14 protein-coding genes are annotated in these 16310 nt (G+C 67.7%); 7 read left to right on the top strand and 7 right to left on the bottom strand.

What is annotated here, in order from left to right:
• Positions 1-9: 9 nt before the first annotated feature.
• The 5 genes from ACPXB3_RS02470 to ACPXB3_RS02450 form a co-directional block, all read right to left on the bottom strand.
• Positions 10-1308 (bottom strand): cysteine desulfurase, encoded by a 1299-nt coding sequence (locus tag ACPXB3_RS02470; RefSeq protein WP_425702787.1) that lies wholly within the window; start codon positions 1306-1308, stop codon positions 10-12.
• A 53-nt stretch (positions 1309-1361) separates the two neighbouring features.
• Positions 1362-2135, bottom strand: a complete 774-nt coding sequence (gene sufC / locus ACPXB3_RS02465; protein WP_425702789.1) for a Fe-S cluster assembly ATPase SufC — start codon at positions 2133-2135, stop codon at positions 1362-1364.
• Between the two features lie 77 nt (positions 2136-2212).
• A complete protein-coding gene (gene sufD / locus ACPXB3_RS02460; protein WP_425702791.1) occupies positions 2213-3397 on the bottom strand; it encodes a Fe-S cluster assembly protein SufD in 1185 nt (394 codons plus the stop codon).
• Positions 3397-4851 (bottom strand): Fe-S cluster assembly protein SufB, encoded by a 1455-nt coding sequence (gene sufB / locus ACPXB3_RS02455; protein WP_425702793.1) that lies wholly within the window; start codon positions 4849-4851, stop codon positions 3397-3399. The genes sufD and sufB overlap by 1 nt, the downstream gene beginning before the upstream one ends.
• Positions 4848-5693: a helix-turn-helix transcriptional regulator gene (locus tag ACPXB3_RS02450; protein WP_425702944.1), complete on the bottom strand. Its 846-nt coding sequence runs from the start codon at positions 5691-5693 to the stop codon at positions 4848-4850. Before ACPXB3_RS02450 ends, sufB begins: the two co-directional genes overlap by 4 nt.
• Before the next feature lie 160 nt (positions 5694-5853).
• On the opposite strand from ACPXB3_RS02450, the gene mptB reads away from it, so the two are divergent.
• From mptB to ACPXB3_RS02430, 4 genes are all read left to right on the top strand, one after another.
• Complete coding sequence (gene mptB / locus ACPXB3_RS02445; protein WP_425702795.1) at positions 5854-7674, top strand: polyprenol phosphomannose-dependent alpha 1,6 mannosyltransferase MptB; 1821 nt, start codon at positions 5854-5856, stop codon at positions 7672-7674.
• A 117-nt stretch (positions 7675-7791) separates the two neighbouring features.
• Entirely contained in the window at positions 7792-8763 is a 972-nt protein-coding gene (locus ACPXB3_RS02440) for an ABC transporter ATP-binding protein (protein ID WP_425702946.1), read from the top strand.
• Positions 8760-9584, top strand: coding sequence for an ABC transporter permease (locus tag ACPXB3_RS02435; protein ID WP_425726224.1), 825 nt, complete (start codon positions 8760-8762; stop codon positions 9582-9584). Before ACPXB3_RS02440 ends, ACPXB3_RS02435 begins: the two co-directional genes overlap by 4 nt.
• 76 nt (positions 9585-9660) lie before the next feature.
• On the top strand, positions 9661-10668 hold the full coding sequence (locus ACPXB3_RS02430) for a COX15/CtaA family protein (RefSeq protein ID WP_425726222.1): 1008 nt from the start codon (positions 9661-9663) through the stop codon (positions 10666-10668).
• Positions 10669-10691: 23 nt separating this feature from the next.
• Here the strand turns inward: ACPXB3_RS02430 and ACPXB3_RS02425 are convergent, their stop codons facing one another.
• Complete coding sequence (locus tag ACPXB3_RS02425; protein ID WP_425702801.1) at positions 10692-11090, bottom strand: hypothetical protein; 399 nt, start codon at positions 11088-11090, stop codon at positions 10692-10694.
• A 102-nt stretch (positions 11091-11192) separates the two neighbouring features.
• Here ACPXB3_RS02425 and ACPXB3_RS02420 point away from each other — a divergent pair, with 102 nt between their 5' ends.
• Both ACPXB3_RS02420 and ACPXB3_RS02415 read left to right on the top strand, forming a co-directional pair.
• Complete coding sequence (locus tag ACPXB3_RS02420) at positions 11193-11699, top strand: phosphoribosyltransferase (RefSeq protein WP_425726220.1); 507 nt, start codon at positions 11193-11195, stop codon at positions 11697-11699.
• 51 nt (positions 11700-11750) lie between these two features.
• Positions 11751-12716 (top strand): quinone oxidoreductase family protein, encoded by a 966-nt coding sequence (locus ACPXB3_RS02415; RefSeq protein WP_425726218.1) that lies wholly within the window; start codon positions 11751-11753, stop codon positions 12714-12716.
• A 16-nt stretch (positions 12717-12732) separates the two neighbouring features.
• Here ACPXB3_RS02415 and ACPXB3_RS02410 read toward each other — a convergent pair whose 3' ends face one another.
• Positions 12733-13725: a heme o synthase gene (locus ACPXB3_RS02410; RefSeq protein ID WP_425726418.1), complete on the bottom strand. Its 993-nt coding sequence runs from the start codon at positions 13723-13725 to the stop codon at positions 12733-12735.
• Between the two features lie 466 nt (positions 13726-14191).
• Between ACPXB3_RS02410 and tkt the strand changes: the two genes are divergently transcribed.
• Positions 14192-16267, top strand: a complete 2076-nt coding sequence (tkt, locus tag ACPXB3_RS02405) for a transketolase (RefSeq protein ID WP_425726216.1) — start codon at positions 14192-14194, stop codon at positions 16265-16267.
• The last annotated feature ends 43 nt before the right edge of the window (positions 16268-16310 follow it).

Below are 16310 nucleotides of genomic sequence, written 5' to 3'. Positions count from 1 at the left end.
CACTCCACATCAGCGGTCACCGTTGACGCCGAAGAAGCTCTGCGCCTTGCCGATTGCGGCGGCGAGTGCGTCTACCTCGTCGAGGGTGTTGTAGGCGGCAAAGGAGGCGCGGGCGGTGGCCGCCACCCCGAACCGCTTGTGTAGCGGCCACGCGCAGTGGTGCCCGACGCGGATGGCGACACCCTCGTCGTCGAGGATCTGGCCGAGATCGTGGGCGTGGATGCCGTCGACGACGAACGACACCGCTCCCCCACGATCGGCGGTGGTGGCCGGTCCGATGATACGCAGGCCGTCGATCTGTCCGAGCAGGTCGAGAGCCCGCTCGGTCAGCGAGTGCTCGTGTGCGGCAATGGCTTCCATACCGATCGCATTCAGATAGTCGATTGCGGCGCCGAGGCCGACGACCTGCGAGGTCATCGGCACGCCGGCCTCGAATCGCTGCGGCGGCGGCGCGTAGGTGGTGCCGTCCATGGAGACGGTCTCGATCATCGAGCCACCGGTGATGAACGGCGGCAACCCATCCAGCAGTTCGGTCTTGCCGTAGAGCACTCCCACACCGGACGGACCGAACATCTTGTGCCCGGAGAAGGCGGCGAAGTCGACGTCGAGAGCGTTGAAGTCGACCGGCGTGTGGGGCACCGACTGGCACGCGTCGAGAACCACCAGCGCCCCGACCGCCCGCGCCCGCCGCACCATCTCCGCGACATCGGCAACCGCACCGGTCACGTTGGACTGGTGGGTGAAGGCCACCACCTTGACGGTGTCGTCGAGCTCGAGTGACGACAGATCGATCCGGCCGTCCCCGGTCACGCCATACCAGCGCAAGGTGGCACCGGTCCGGCGGCAGAGTTCTTGCCACGGAACGAGGTTCGCATGATGCTCGAGCTCGGTGATGACGACGGTGTCGCCCTGTCCCAGCGGCTTCCCGCCCAGCAGCGCAGCGCTGCGGTCGTCACCGAGGGTGTAGGTGACCAGGTTGAGCGCCTCGGTCGCGTTCTTGGTGAACACGATCTGATCCGGGAGTGCCCCGACGAAACCGGCGATCTTCTCGCGGGCACCCTCATAGGCGTCGGTGGCCTCCTCGGCGAGCTGATGAGCGCCGCGGTGCACCGCCGCGTTGTGGGTCAGCAGGAATTCGCGTTCGGCGTCGAGGACCTGCAGGGGCCGCTGCGAGGTGGCTCCGGAGTCGAGATAGACAAGCGGCTTGTCGTCGCGAACGGTGCGCGCCAGGATCGGGAAATCGGCGCGCAGAGCGGCGACATCGAGCCCGCTCGAGCGGGTCTCGACGGCATCGGCGAAAAGGGTCACGATTGCTCCTTCTGCATCGACGGGAACGGCGATGTGGGGTCAGCGGTGCCGGGTCAGCGGCTCGCGGGCGCCGACGTGAAACGCACGTAGCCGCTCGCTTCGAGCTCGTCGGCCAGTTCCGGTCCGGCGGACTCGACGATCCGGCCGCCGACGAACACATGGACGTGGTCGGGCTTGATGTAGCGCAGAATCCGGGTGTAGTGCGTGATCAGCAGGATGCCGCCGTTCTGGCTCTCCTTGTACCGGTTCACACCCTCGCTGACCACGCGCAGCGCATCGACGTCGAGACCCGAGTCGGTCTCGTCGAGGATGGCGATCCGCGGCTTGAGCAGATCGAGCTGCAGGATCTCGTGGCGCTTCTTCTCGCCACCGGAGAACCCCTCGTTGACACTGCGTTCGGCGAACGAGGGATCGATCTCCAGCGCCGTCATTGCCTCCTTGGACTCCTTGACCCAATGGCGAAGCTTCGGCGCCTCACCGCGGACCGCGGTCGCCGCGGTGCGCAGGAAGTTCGACATCGACACCCCGGGTACCTCCACCGGGTATTGCATGGCCAGGAAGAGTCCGGCGCGGGCCCGCTCGTCGACGCTCATCGCCAGGACGTTCTCGCCGTCGAGGGTGATCGAGCCCTGTGTCACCTGGTATTTGGGGTGTCCGGCGATCGCGTAGGACAAGGTGGACTTGCCGGACCCATTGGGGCCCATGATCGCGTGCGTCTCACCGGATTTCACGGTCAGATCGACGCCGTTGAGGATGTGGATCGGCTCCGCGTCGGTGTCGGACTGGGCGACGTCGACGTGCAAGTCACGAATTTCGAGGGTGCTCACGGTATTTCCTTGATGCTCGGCCCTGATGGATATGTGGGCGCGGTCGGGTTGGCTGGTCTGGACGGCGGGTCGGGCGGTCAGGTGCCGGCGTTCTCGAGTTCGGCTTCCACCGCGGCCTCGAGACGCTCACGCAACTGTGGGACCCCGATCTTGGCGATGATCTCGCGAAAGAACCCGCGGATCACGAGACGGCGGGCCTGGTCCTCGGGAATTCCGCGGGCCTGCAGGTAGAACAGCTGTTCATCGTCGAATCGTCCGGTGGCACTGGCGTGCCCGGCGCCGATGATCTCGCCGGTCTCGATCTCCAGGTTGGGCACGGAGTCGGCGCGGGCACCATCGGTGAGGACGAGGTTGCGGTTGAGCTCGAAGGTGTCGGTGCCCTCGGCCTCGGGCCGGATCAGCACGTCGCCGATCCACACGGTGTGCGCCTCGCGCGCCCGATCGGTCGGATCACCTTGCAGCGCACCCTTGTACACCACGTTCGAGCGGCAGTTGGGCTGGCTGTGGTCGATCAGCAACCGCTGCTCGAGGTGCTGGCCGGCATCGGCGAAGTACAGGCCCCACAGCTCGACGTCGCCGCCCGGTGCGTCGTAGTGCACGATCGGCGAGAGCCGGACCAGGTTGCCGCCGAGGCTGATCGCGAAGTGACGGACCACCGCATCGCGACCGACCTTGAGGTGGTGTGCGGCAACGTGCACCGCGTCATCGGCCCAATCGTGCACGTTGACGACGGTCAGCGCGGCCTGGTCGCCGACGATGAATTCGACGTTCTCCGCATACGTGCCGCTGCCCTGCTGATCGAGGATGACGACCGCGCGGGCGAAGGGTTCGAGGCGGATCTGGATATGTCCGTAGGCGACCTCGTCGACCCCGGGCCCGCGGACCGTGACCGTCACCGGCTCGGCGAGTTCGGTCTCCTTCGCAACCGTGATGACGCTCGCCCCGGCGAACGATGAATAAGCCTGGGCGGCAACCCGATCGAACGGAACGCCGCCCTGACCGAGACGTTCGTCGTCGCGGCCGACGGTCTCCACGCGCACACCGTCGGCGGTGCCGGTCACCTCGACGGGCGCAGTACCGGTGGCCGGCGCGGACCCGTCGTGCAGACCACGCAGGCGGCGGAACGGGGTGAACCGCCACGCCTCCTCACGCGGACTCGGCACCTCGAAGGCGGCGACGTCGAAGGACGTGAACAGCTCGCCCTTGTTGGTCACCGGCGCCACGGAGTCCGGAGTGGTCGTCGGGAGTGTGGGATCTGCCATCAGCCGACGGCTCCTTCCATCTGGAGTTCGATGAGACGGTTGAGTTCGAGCGCATACTCCATCGGGAGTTCCTTGGCGATCGGCTCGACGAATCCGCGGACCACCATCGCCATCGCCTCGTCCTCGGTGAGACCACGACTCATCAGATAGAAGAGCTGGTCGTCACTGACCTTGGACACGGTGGCCTCGTGGCCCATCGTCACGTCGTCCTCGCGGATGTCGACGTACGGGTAGGTGTCGCTGCGGCTGATCGTGTCGACGAGCAGCGCATCACATTTCACCGTCGACCGGCTGCCGTGGGCGCCCTTGTTGATCTTGATCAGGCCTCGATAGGACGCCCGGCCGCCGCCACGCGCCACCGACTTGGAGATGATGTTCGACGACGTGTTGGGCGCCAGGTGCACCATCTTGGAACCGGTGTCCTGGTGCTGGCCCTCGCCGGCGAATGCCACCGAGAGCACCTCGCCCTTGGCATGCTCACCGGTCAGCCAGACGGCCGGGTACTTCATGGTGACCTTGGAACCGATATTTCCGTCGACCCACTCCATGGTCGCGCCTGCCTCGGCCTTGGCCCGCTTGGTCACCAGGTTGTACACGTTGTTCGACCAGTTCTGGATGGTCGTGTAGCGGCAGCGACCACCCTTCTTGACGACGATCTCGACGACCGCCGAGTGCAGCGAGTCGGTCTTGTAGATCGGCGCAGTACAGCCCTCGACGTAATGCACGTATGCGCCCTCGTCGACGATGATCAGCGTCCGCTCGAACTGGCCCATGTTCTCGGTGTTGATGCGGAAATAGGCCTGCAGCGGGATGTCGATGTGCACGCCCGGCGGCACGTAGATGAACGAGCCACCCGACCACACTGCGGTGTTGAGCGCGGAGAACTTGTTGTCCCCGGCCGGGATCACCGACCCGAAGTACTCCTGGAAGATCTCCGGGTGTTCCCGCAGACCGGTGTCGGTGTCGACGAAGATGACGCCCTGTTGCTCCAGATCCTCGCGGATCTGGTGATAGACGACCTCCGACTCGTACTGGGCCGCGACACCGCCGACCAGACGCTGCTTCTCGGCCTCGGGGATGCCGAGCCGGTCATAGGTGTTCTTGATGTCCTCGGGCAGGTCGTCCCAGGTGGCAGCCTGCTTCTCGGTGGAGCGCACGAAATACTTGATGTTGTCGAAGTCGATCCCGTCGAGGTCGCCGCCCCAATGCGGCATCGGCTTACGGTCGAAGATGTTCAACGCCTTGAGGCGCTGCTCGAGCATCCACTGCGGCTCGCTCTTCTTCGCGGAGATGTCGGCGACCACCGCCGGTGAGAGGCCACGCTGCGCGCTGGAACCCGCGACGTCGGAGTCCGCCCAGCCGTATCCGTACTTGCCCAGCGAGGCAATGGTCTCGTCTTGGGTGAGCGGCGTGTTGGGGGCGGCGGTGGTGAGCGTGGGATCGGTGACTGTCATCGCGAAGCCTTTCGACTCGGGGTGGTGGGAGCGGATGCGGGCTGTGCATCACTCGTCGGGATCGTGCGGTCTCGGGGCGGGTCGGGCTGTTGTCGTTCCGGTGGACTCTGCCCGCGCGGATGGGCGACCGCATCGGGCGGGGGCGGATCCGGGTGCGGCAGTGGCACGTTGGTGGTGCATGCGCAGTCACCGTTGGCGATCGTGGCCAGCCGTTGGACGTGTGTGCCGAGCAGTTCGGTGAACACCGCGGTCTCCGCCTCGCACAGCTCCGGGAACTCCGAGGCCACGTGGGCGACCGGGCAGTGGTGCTGGCAGATCTGGATTCCGGTACCGACCTGACGGGTGTTGGCCGAGTAACCGGCGCCGGTGAGGGCATCGGTGATGTCGGTGACGGTGCCGGCGACCGCAGCCGGACCGGCTGCGGGCGCAACCCCGGCGACGATGCGTTCGACACGTTCCCGGGCGAAGTCCGCCACCGCGTCCGAACCGCCGAGATCACGCAGCTTGCGCATCGCGGCGCCGGCGAGGTCGTCGTAGGCGTGCTGCAACTTGCCGCGACCGGCGGCGGTGAGCTGGAACCACTTGGCCGGACGTCCACGGCCACCACGCTGGCCGAACGCCGGTGAGGCCTCCTCGATGTCACCGGCGGCCACCAGTGAATCGAGGTGACGACGCACACCGGCCGCGCTGATACCGAGGCGTTCGCCGATCTCACCGGCGGTCAACGGACCGTCCTCGAGGAGCAGGGAGATCACCGCAGCCCGCGTCTGCCCATCGGCGTGGACACCATGATGGGCGGAATCGGCGGGCATGGCTGCGCCCTGCACAAGATCTCCGGGCATGGTTTTCACAACACGAGTGTGACGTAATTGATTCCGCCGTGCCAGGAAGGGTGCCCTCAGACCCCGCCGCCGCGCTTCTCGGTTGCCGGTGTGGGCGGGCGGCCGAACCGCATCTGCCCACCTCACCGGTGACGGGTACGGCACCCACTACAGTCGTCCTGTGTCGGAATCACCCGTGTCGGAGGCCACCGTGCTGCGCCGGGCACTGGAGTACGTCGGTCTGGGCGCGCCCGCCCGGGCGGTCGGGCGCGATCCCGAACGGCGTGGTGACTACGGCGTCACCGTCGCCAAACTCCACGACCGCGAACCCGAACCGGAGGTCGGACCACTCGACGCGGCCGAGAACCGGCGGCTGCTGCGGATCAAGTTGTTCGGGGCCACCGGCAGCATCCTGATGCTGGTCGGATCGCTGGGCACCGGGCAGATCCCGGTGTTGCAGAACCCGGTGGCCGGGATGCGGGTCCTCTCGCTGCCGTCCCGGATGTGGAGCACCGCTCTGACATTGTCCATCGGCGGGACGATCATGCTCGTCGTCGCCTGGCTGCTGATCGGGCGTTTCGCGGTGGGCCGGTTCAGTGTGGAGGTGCTGCACGGGCGCAGCCCGCAGCGCCGCATGACACGGCAGCAGGCCGACCGCACGCTGTTGCTGTGGATCGCGCCGATCATCGTGGCACCGCCGCTGCTGAGCAAGGACATCTACTCCTATCTCGCCCAATCGGCGATCGCCTATCGCGGAATGGACCCGTACACGGTCAGCCCGTTGCACGGCCTGGGGGTCGGCGACGTCCTGACGCGGTCGGTGCCCAACCTGTGGCGCGATACCCCCGCTCCGTACGGTCCGCTGTTCATCTGGATCGGTAAGGGCATCACCGCCGCGACCGGCGACAACATCACCGCGGCGGTCTTCGCACACCGGCTGGTCGCCCTGGTGGGGCTCGCGCTGATCGTCTGGGCGCTGCCGCGCCTGGCCCGCCGCTGCGGCGTGTCGCCCGTGGCCGCCCTGTGGCTCGGCGTGATGAATCCGCTGGTCATCCTGCATCTCGTCGGCGGCATCCACAACGAGGCGCTGATGCTGGGGCTGATGCTCGTCGGCATCGAATTGTGCTTCTCCGCCATCTACGACACCGGCCCGCTACGTGCACGCGGGACGTGGCTGCCCACCCGCGCCGGCTGGCTGCTGTTGGCCGGTACCGCGGTGATCTCGATGAGTTCGCTGGTCAAATTCACCTCGGTGCTCGCACTCGGGTTCGTCGGCATCGCGCTGGCCCGCCGGTGGGGAGCCACCCTGCCCGCATTGCGTGGGGCGCCGTGGCGTCAGTGGTGGTCGCGTTCGCGCACCACTATCTGGGCGCTGGCCGCCGCCGCAGGCAGCCTCGGCGTCGTGCTCGTGGTCGTCATGGTGGCCGTCTGCTTCGGCACCGGTCTCGGCTTCGGGTGGACATCGACCCTGTCCACTGGCGCGGTGGTGCGATCGTGGATGTCGATGCCGACGCTGCTCTCGGTATCGGCGGGCCGGGTCGGGGTCGTCCTCGGTCTCGGCGACCAGACTCAGGCCATCCTCGACGTCGTGCGTCCGCTCGCGCAGCTGGTCGCCGCACTGTTCGTCGTCCGATGGATGCTCGCCACGATTGCCGGACGTCTGCATCCGCTCGGCGCATTGGGCGTCTCGATGGCGACGGTCGTCGTGTTCTCCCCGTTCGTCCAGGCCTGGTACCTGCTGTGGGCGGTGATCCCGCTCGCGGCATGGGCCACCCGCCCCTGGTTCCGCCTGGCGACCATCACCGTGTCGGCGATCATCGCCATCGTGGTGATGCCCACGAGTTCCAACACGAGCGGTGTCGTCCTCGCCCAGGGACTGCTCGCCGGTGTGATCATGGTCGCGGTGATGACCGCCCTGTTCTTCGAGGACCGGCCCCGCTGGCTTCTGCGACGGCGCTGGTCGAGGAAGCCGACAACCGATCGCACCGACGCCACACCCTGACTGTCGGCGCACGTGCCGACGGGCCTACGCCGCGTCGGCGGTTTTCTACCTGCGCACACGAAGGCATAGTCTGACCGTGTGCGCAGCGCGACCTCCACACCGTCGAGCGACGATCCGATGACCGATCGTCGACTCGGCGGCCCTTCCGAGGGGCCGGGCGCCGCCGGTGCCGGCTCGCCTGCACTGCTCGTGCGCGGTCTGGTCAAGCGTTTCGGCGACCGGACCGCCGTCGACGGACTCGATCTCGAACTACCCAGCGGCTCGATTCTGGCGTTGCTGGGGCCCAACGGTGCCGGTAAGACGACAACCGTCGAGATCTGCGAAGGGTTTCAGAGCCCCGACGCCGGTTCGGTCAGCGTCCTCGGGCTCGATCCTCGGCACGACAACGATCAGTTGCGCCGTCGTATCGGTGTCATGCTGCAGGGCGGGGGTGCCTATCCCGGCGCCCGCGCCGACGAGATGCTGCGGCTGTGCGCGTCCTATTGCGCCGAGCCGATCGATCCGGCCTGGCTACTCGATGCGCTCGGGCTACGTGACGCCGCCCGCACTCCCTTCCGCCGGCTCTCCGGCGGCCAGCAGCAGCGACTGTCGTTGGCCTGCGCCATCGTCGGCCGCCCGGAGCTGGTGTTCCTCGACGAGCCGACAGCCGGACTCGACGCCCACGCCCGGCTGGTCGTCTGGGAGATCATCGATCGTCTACGTGGTGACGGAGTTTCGGTGCTGCTCACCACCCACCTGATGGACGAGGCCGAACGTCTCGCCGACCAGGTCGTCATCATCGACGCGGGACGTGTCGTCGCCGCGGGCAGTCCGGCGGATCTGACCAGCGCGGGCGCCGAGAACGAGCTACGTTTCACCGCACCGCGCCACCTCGACCTCGAGCTCCTGCGGCGGGTGCTGCCCGAGGGCTACCTGTGTTCGGAGACCGCACCCGGCAGCTATCTGGTGGCCGGAACGATGACCCCGCAGATCCTGGCCACGGTGACGGGGTGGTGCGCCCGGATCAACGTGCTGGCCACCGACCTGCGGGTGGAGACCCGCACCCTCGAGGACGTCTTCCTGGACCTGACCGGCCGGGCGCTGCGATGACCGACGCCACGGCAGCTCGCGCCGGCGAGCAGGCGCCCGCGCCACGTTTTCCCGCAGGGACCTTCACCCCGCGGGGCGGAGCCGCGCCGCTCGCCGCGATGCTGGCCGCCCAGACCCGTCTCGAACTTCGCCTGCTGCTGCGCAACGGGGAGCAGCTCCTGCTCACCATGTTCATCCCGATCACCCTGCTGATCGGACTCTGCCTGCTGCCGTTGGACACCGACCTCGGATCGAGTACCGCCGAACGTGCGGCGACCTTCGTCCCGGCCATCATGACGGTGGCGGTGATGTCGACCGCCTTCACCGGCCAGGCCATCGCGGTCGGTTTCGACCGACGCTACGGCGCCCTCAAACGCCTTGGCGCAACGCCGATTCCGCGTTGGGGCATCATCGTCGGCAAGTCCCTGGCAGTCGTCGCCGTCGTCGTCATGCAGTCGGTGATCATCGGTGCCATCGGTGCCGCATTCGGCTGGCGCCCGAGCGTGCTCGGACTGGTCATCGGCGCACTGGTGATCGCGATCGGCACCGCCACCTTCTCCGCGCTGGGATTGCTGCTGGGCGGCACACTCAAGGCCGAGATCGTGCTGGCCCTCGGCAATCTGTTGTGGTTCGCCATGGTCGGTGTCGGCAGCGTCGTGGTGATGGCGTCCCGCATCCCCGACGCGATGTGGTGGGTGGCGCGCTGCATACCCTCGGGCGCCCTCACCGAAGCGCTGGAACGGGCCACGCGCGGCGAGTTCGACGTCTTCGGTGTGGTCGTCCTCCTCGTGTGGGCCGCAGTGGCCGGCGCTTGCGCGATCAGATGGTTCCGATTCGAGTGAGTCCGCCCGGTACCGGATGACCCGTCCTGCATGACCACCCCGCCCCGACGACACCCCAACTATCCCGGGATTGACGATGACCACCTCCGAGAAGACACCGCCCGCCGCCGACAAGGCACGCGCTCCCATCGCCCCGTCGCCCGGTTCGGCGCTGGCCCGCATACCCGGTTTCGGTCGGCCGACCGTCCGGTTCGTGCATCGCTGGGCGATCGCACTACTCGTCGCCAATGTCGGTATCACCGTCACCGGCGGCGCCGTCCGGTTGACCGGTTCCGGTCTGGGGTGTCCCACCTGGCCGCAGTGCACCTCGGGTTCGTTCGTCCCCCACGAGGCGATGGGATATCACGCGGCAATCGAATTCAGCAATCGCATGCTGACGTGGGTACTCATCGTCGTCGCCATCGCCACGTGGATCGCGGTGTGGCGGCAGGCCTCGGCCACAACCCGTAATCGGACCCTGGTCACCCTCCTCGCCCTGGGCATCCCCTTCCAGGGGGTCGTCGGCGGCATCACCGTACTCACCGACCTGAATCCGTGGATCGTCGCGCTGCATTTCCTGCTGTCGATGTTGTTGGTCTCCGGATCCACGGTGCTGGTCTTCCGGACCACGCCCTACCCACGGGAACTGTCGACGCCGGGGGTCGCTTCGCGTGGCGGACTGGTGTTGGCATGGCTGGTCTACGCCGTGACGTGGATCGCGATCTACCTGGGCACGGTGGTCACCGGGTCCGGACCGCATGCCGGCGACGTCAAGGCACCGCGAAACGGGCTGACCCCCTCACAGGTGACCCAACTACACGCCGACTCGGTCTTCGTGCTCGTCGGCCTGACCGTGGCGGTCCTCGTCTTGACGCGCGTCATGCGGATGCCGCAATCCCGAGCGGCTCTGATCTATGCCGTGCTGCTCGTCCTGCAGGGCGTCATCGGGGTGGTCCAGTACGTCACCGATCTGCCGATCCTGTTGGTGCTGGCACACATGCTGGGTAGCGCCCTGCTCTTGATCGGAGCGACCTGGCTGGTGCTGTGGTTCCGGCGCTCGGAGCAGGCCTCCGACGACGAGGCAGACCCGACTCCCGTCGCGTGAGACGAGGCGGGTTCGCCGGACCGTCAGAGGATCGCCCGGTTACGCGGCTTCGGAAATCGCTTCTGTCCGGCCACCCAGCCGGCCATCTTCCGATACCGTCCGGGTTCGACGTCGGCCGACGACGTGAGGTCGCGATCCCATTCGGCGGTCTCGACGCCGGTCGCGGCGGCCACCACGGCCTTGGCCGTCTCGAGGTCGGGCACGACTCGATCCCCGAGGATGCCGCCCTTCTCGCCGACGAGGGTGATCCGCACGCCGGCAGCCCCGACCGGCGCCAGGACGGCCTTGGCCGATCCGCCCTCACGGGCGGCGAACTTCTCGATCGACGACACGACCTCGCGCGGTATGCGCACCGCGGGGGTGCCTGCGGTTTCGGTGTGCTGGGCGGTATCGGTGTGCTGCGCTGCGGACTGCTCGCTCATGATCGTCGAGCATACCGTCGGGCGTCAGGACCCCGGCGCCCGTCCCGGCGCTCCCACGCTGTCGGCGTGTGAATCCTGCCGGAGCTTGGCAGAGTCTCTTTCATGACCACACCCGCACCCGCCGCGCGCGAAACACTCACCTGGGAGATGAACGGCCGGGCGTGCCGCGACCTCGCCCAACAGGTCGCCGACGACGGCTTCGTGCCCGACATCATCCTCGGCATCGCCCGCGGTGGCCTCATCCCCGCCGGCGCCATCGCCTACGCCCTGGACTGCAAACTGATGATCTCGCTCAATGTGACCTTCTACACCGGTATCGGCGAGACACTGGCCGAACCGGTGATGCTGCCGTCGCTGCTCGAGGGCAGCGGCCTGCGCGATCAGAAGGTACTCGTCGTCGACGACGTGGCCGATTCCGGCAAGACCCTGGCGCTCGTCGACGACTTCTGTCGACAACAGGGCCGCGTCGCCGAGGTCCGCAACGCGGTGATCTACCAGAAGCCGCACACCATCACCAGACCCGACTATTGCTGGCGCACCACCGCCCGCTGGATCGACTTCCCGTGGTCGGTCGAACCCCCGGTCACCGGCAGCGTCGAGAAGCCCTGAGCGACTGGAGCATCGACGGCCGGGGCGAGTACCCGGGTGTAGAAACGAACCATGCGCGCAATACAGGTCACCCGGCACGGCGGTCCCGAAGTATTGAGCTATGGCACGGTCGACGACCCGATCCCCGCTCCGGGCGAGGTCCTGGTCCGTGTCGCGGCGGTAGGTGTCAACTTCGTCGACACCTACCTGCGCCGCGGCGTGTATCCGTCCCAGCCGCCCTACGTGCCCGGCACGGAGGGGGCGGGCGAGGTCGTCGCCGTGGGCTCAGAGGTCACCGACCTGCAGCCGGGTACCCGGGTCTGCTGGTGTGACGCCCCGGCGAGCTACGCCGAACTGGTCGCCGTCCCGGCCCGGCGGGCGGTACGGATACCCGACGGTGTCTCCGACGAGGTGGCGGGCAGTTCCCTGCTGCGCGGCCTGACCGCGCACTACCTGCTCGACGGCAGCGCGCACCCCGCCGCCGGAGACGCGATCCTGCTGCACGCCGGCGCGGGTGGCGTCGGACTGATCCTCACCCAGCTCGCCAAGCGCAAGGGGCTCCGGGTCATCACGACCGTCTCCACCGACCAGAAAGAACAGCTGTCCGCGGCCGCCGGCGCCGACCACGTACTGCGCTACGGCGACGACCTGGTCGACCGGGTTCGCGACCTCACCGACGGCGAAGGGGTACGCGTCACCTACGACGGGGTCGGTGCCGACACCTTCGACCAGTCCCTCGCCGCGACGGGCGTACGCGGGACCGTCGTGTTGTTCGGTGCGGCCAGCGGTCCGGTGCCGCCGTTCGATCTGCAACGCCTCAACGTGGAGGGCTCGCTGTCGGTGACCCGGCCCACCCTGGGCCATTTCATCGCCGACGACGCCGAATTGGCGTGGCGCGCCTCGGAGTATCTGGGAGCGCTGGCCGACGGGGTCGACGTCCGGATCGGTCAGCGGTATCGGCTCGCCGACGCGCAGCAGGCACAGGCAAATCTGGAGGGCCGCGCGACCACCGGAACGTCGGTGCTCATCCCCGGCTGACCGGCCGGCGACCCGCTCAGCCGAATGCGTGGGCGATGACGGGCAGGTTGACCACCGCGTCGATCGCGAGACCGCAGAAGAGCAACGCGAGGTACTCGTTGGACTGCAGGAAGATCTTCAGCGGGGTCAGTTCGGCGCCCCGGCGCGTGTCGCGGTACAGCTTGTGCACGCGATTGAGGAACCAGGCCCCGGCGAGCACCGCGACCGCCGCGTAGATCCAGCTCGCCGCCGGGATCAACGCCAGCGAGGCGATCACCGTGGCCCAGGTGTAGAACAGCATCTGCCGGGTGACACGTTCGTCGGAGGCGATGACCGGCAGCATCGGGACACCCGCGGCCTTGTAGTCCTCGCGGTAGCGCATCGCCAGCGCCCAGGTGTGCGGCGGCGTCCAGAAGAAGATCACCAGGAACAGCACGACCGGTTGCCAACTCAGCGTGCCGGTCACCGCCGACCAGCCGACCAGCGTCGGCATGCAGCCGGCCGCGCCACCCCACACCACGTTCTGCCAGGTGCGGCGTTTGAGGATCAACGTGTAGACGCCGACGTAGAAACCGATCGTCGCGGTCACCAGTAGTGCGCTGAGCAGGTTCGCGGCGAAGTACAGCACCAGGAACGACGCCACCCACAGCACGACCCCGAAGATCAGCGCGCTGCGCGTGGCCACTGCCCGGCGGGCCAGCGGTCGACGCGCGGTGCGACGCATCTTCTTGTCGATGTCGGCGTCGGCGACCATGTTGAGAGTGTTCGCGCTGGCCGCCCCGAGCCAGCCACCGAGCAACGTGAACAGGATCACCGCGATGTCGACATGCCCGCGATGGGCCTGCAACATCACCGGGATCGTCGCAACCAGGAGCAGTTCGATGACGCGTGGCTTGGTGAGCGCGATATAGGCCATCACGATGCCGCGGACGCGTGCCGGCCACGACGCCCCGTTCGGAACGGTGTCATCGGCCGGCTCGGTGGTCGCGGCCGGTTCGGTGGTCGCGGCCGGGTCAGAAGGAGACGTCAGCCCGAACGCCGTCTCGCGATCCGAGGGCTCGGTCTCGTGGTCCGAGGAGGACTCACGGGATGGGGTGTACCGGGCGGCAGCGGCGCCTTCTCCGCTCACACGTTCCCCAATCCTCACGTCCACTCCTCGCCTGCCCGAACGACGCACTGAGGGCAGTTGACCGGCTTCACAACGCGCGCCACACCTACTACACAGCATGGTAGACGCTGCCCCATCCGATCGAAGAATTGCCGTCGTCGCACCGGGTGTGCGGGACGTTGCCGCGGCGCCGCATCCACAGAACACCGGTGCTGCGGGAAGGTTGCCCGGCGTAGGACGTGTGTGGCCGATTACTCTGGGACGCGTGAGGCTATTCCGACGTACACCACATGCGGCGGCTTCGGTTCCGTCCACGGGTGGCGCCGACTCTCATATGCCCGTATTCCGATCGCACGCACCCCGATAGGTAACAGGAGACTGCAGGACAGTGGCTGACACAGACGAGATCCGCGAACTCACCGAGGCGGACCACCCGAACTGGTGGACCGAGGTCGATTCGCGAGCCGTGGACACCGTTCGTGTCCTCGCCGCCGACGCGGTACAGAAGTGTGGCAGCGGCCACCCCGGCACCGCGATGAGCCTGGCCCCGTTGGCCTACACGCTCTACCAGCACGTGATGCGTCATGATCCCGCCGACACCCACTGGGTCGGCCGCGACCGGTTCGTTCTGTCCTGCGGGCATTCCAGCCTGACCCAGTACATCCAGCTCTACCTCGGCGGATTCGGCCTCGATCTCTCCGACATCGAGGCATTGCGCACCTGGGGTTCCAAGACCCCGGGCCACCCTGAGCTGCATCACACGCGCGGCGTCGAGATGACCACCGGTCCGCTCGGCCAGGGCCTGGCGTCGGCGGTGGGCATGGCATATGCCGCACGCTACGAACGCGGCCTGTTCGATCCGGACGCCGCGACCGGTACCAGCCCGTTCGATCACCACATCTACGTGATCGCCTCCGATGGCGACATCGAGGAGGGGGTCACCTCCGAGGCGTCGTCGCTGGCCGGCGCGCAGCAGCTCGGCAACCTGATCCTCTTCTACGACAAGAACCACATCTCCATCGAGGACGACACCCAGATCGCGCTGACCGAGGACACCGCCAAGCGCTACGAGGCCTACGGATGGCACGTCCAGCACGTCGAGGGTGGCGAGAACGTCACCGCGATCGAAGCCGCGATCGAGGCCGCCAAGAAGGTGACCGACAAGCCCTCACTCATCGTGCTGCGCACCATCATCGGATATCCGGCCCCGGACAAGATGAACACCGGCGCCATCCACGGTTCGGCCCTCGGCGCCGACGAGGTGGCCGCGACGAAGAAGGTTCTCGGCTTCGATCCCGACAAGAATTTCGAGGTCTCCGACGAGGTACTCGCCCACACCCGTGGCCTGGTACAACGTGGCGCCGATGCGCACGCCGAGTGGCAGAAGACCTTCGACGCCTGGGCCGGCGCCAACCCGGAACGCAAAGCGCTCTTCGACCGTCTCTGGGCCCATGAATTCCCGGAGGGCTGGACCGAGGTGCTGCCGACCTGGGAGCCGGGCGGCAAGGCGATCGCCACCCGCGCGGCATCGGGCGATGTGCTCTCCGCGCTCGGCCCGCTGCTACCCGAGCTGTGGGGTGGCTCGGCCGACCTGGCCGGCTCCAACAACACCACCATGGACGGGGTCGACTCGTTCGGCCCGTCGTCGCTGAGCACCAAGAAGTGGACGGCCGATCCCTACGGTCGCACGTTGCACTTCGGCATCCGTGAGCACGCGATGGCCTCGATCCTGGCCGGCATCGTGCTGCACGGGCCGACCCGCGCCTACGGCGGCACCTTCCTGCAGTTCGCCGACTACATGCGTCCGGCGGTGCGGTTGGCCGCGCTCATGGAGATCGACCCGATCTATGTGTGGACCCACGACTCGATCGGTCTCGGTGAGGACGGTCCGACCCATCAGCCGGTCGAGCACCTCGCGGGGTTGCGCGCCATCCCGAATCTCGACGTGGTGCGTCCGGCCGACGCCAACGAGACCGCCCACGCGTGGCGACACGTGCTCACCCGTCGCGATCACCCGGTGGGTCTGTGCCTGACCCGTCAGGGCGTGCCGGTACTCGCGGGCACCTCCTACGACGGCGTCGCGGCGGGAGCGTATGTCCTCGCCGAATCCGACGGCGACCCGCAGGTCGTGCTGGTCGGCACCGGCTCGGAGGTACAGCTCGCCGTCGAGGCGCAGAAAACGCTCGCCGACAAGGGGATCCGGGCCCGTGTGGTCTCGATGCCGTGCTTCGAGTGGTTCTTCGAGCAGCCGCAGGACTACCGCGATTCGGTGTTTCCGCCGTCGGTGCCGCGCGTCTCCATCGAGGCCGGTATCGCCATGCCGTGGTACCGGATCGTCGGCGACACCGGGGCCATCATCTCGCTGGAGCACTTCGGCGCATCCGCCGACTACAAGGTGCTCTACGAGAAATTCGGCATCACCGCCGACGCGCTCACCGCGGCCGCCGAGCGCGTCGTGAAGTAGCCCACTCATCCTCCGCCACACCGACATCACCGAGATCGCGTTG

This window comes from Gordonia sp. DT219 (assembly GCF_049847065.1).
Lineage (GTDB): Bacteria > Actinomycetota > Actinomycetes > Mycobacteriales > Mycobacteriaceae > Gordonia.
This window is presented reverse-complemented; position numbering and strand designations above follow the sequence as displayed.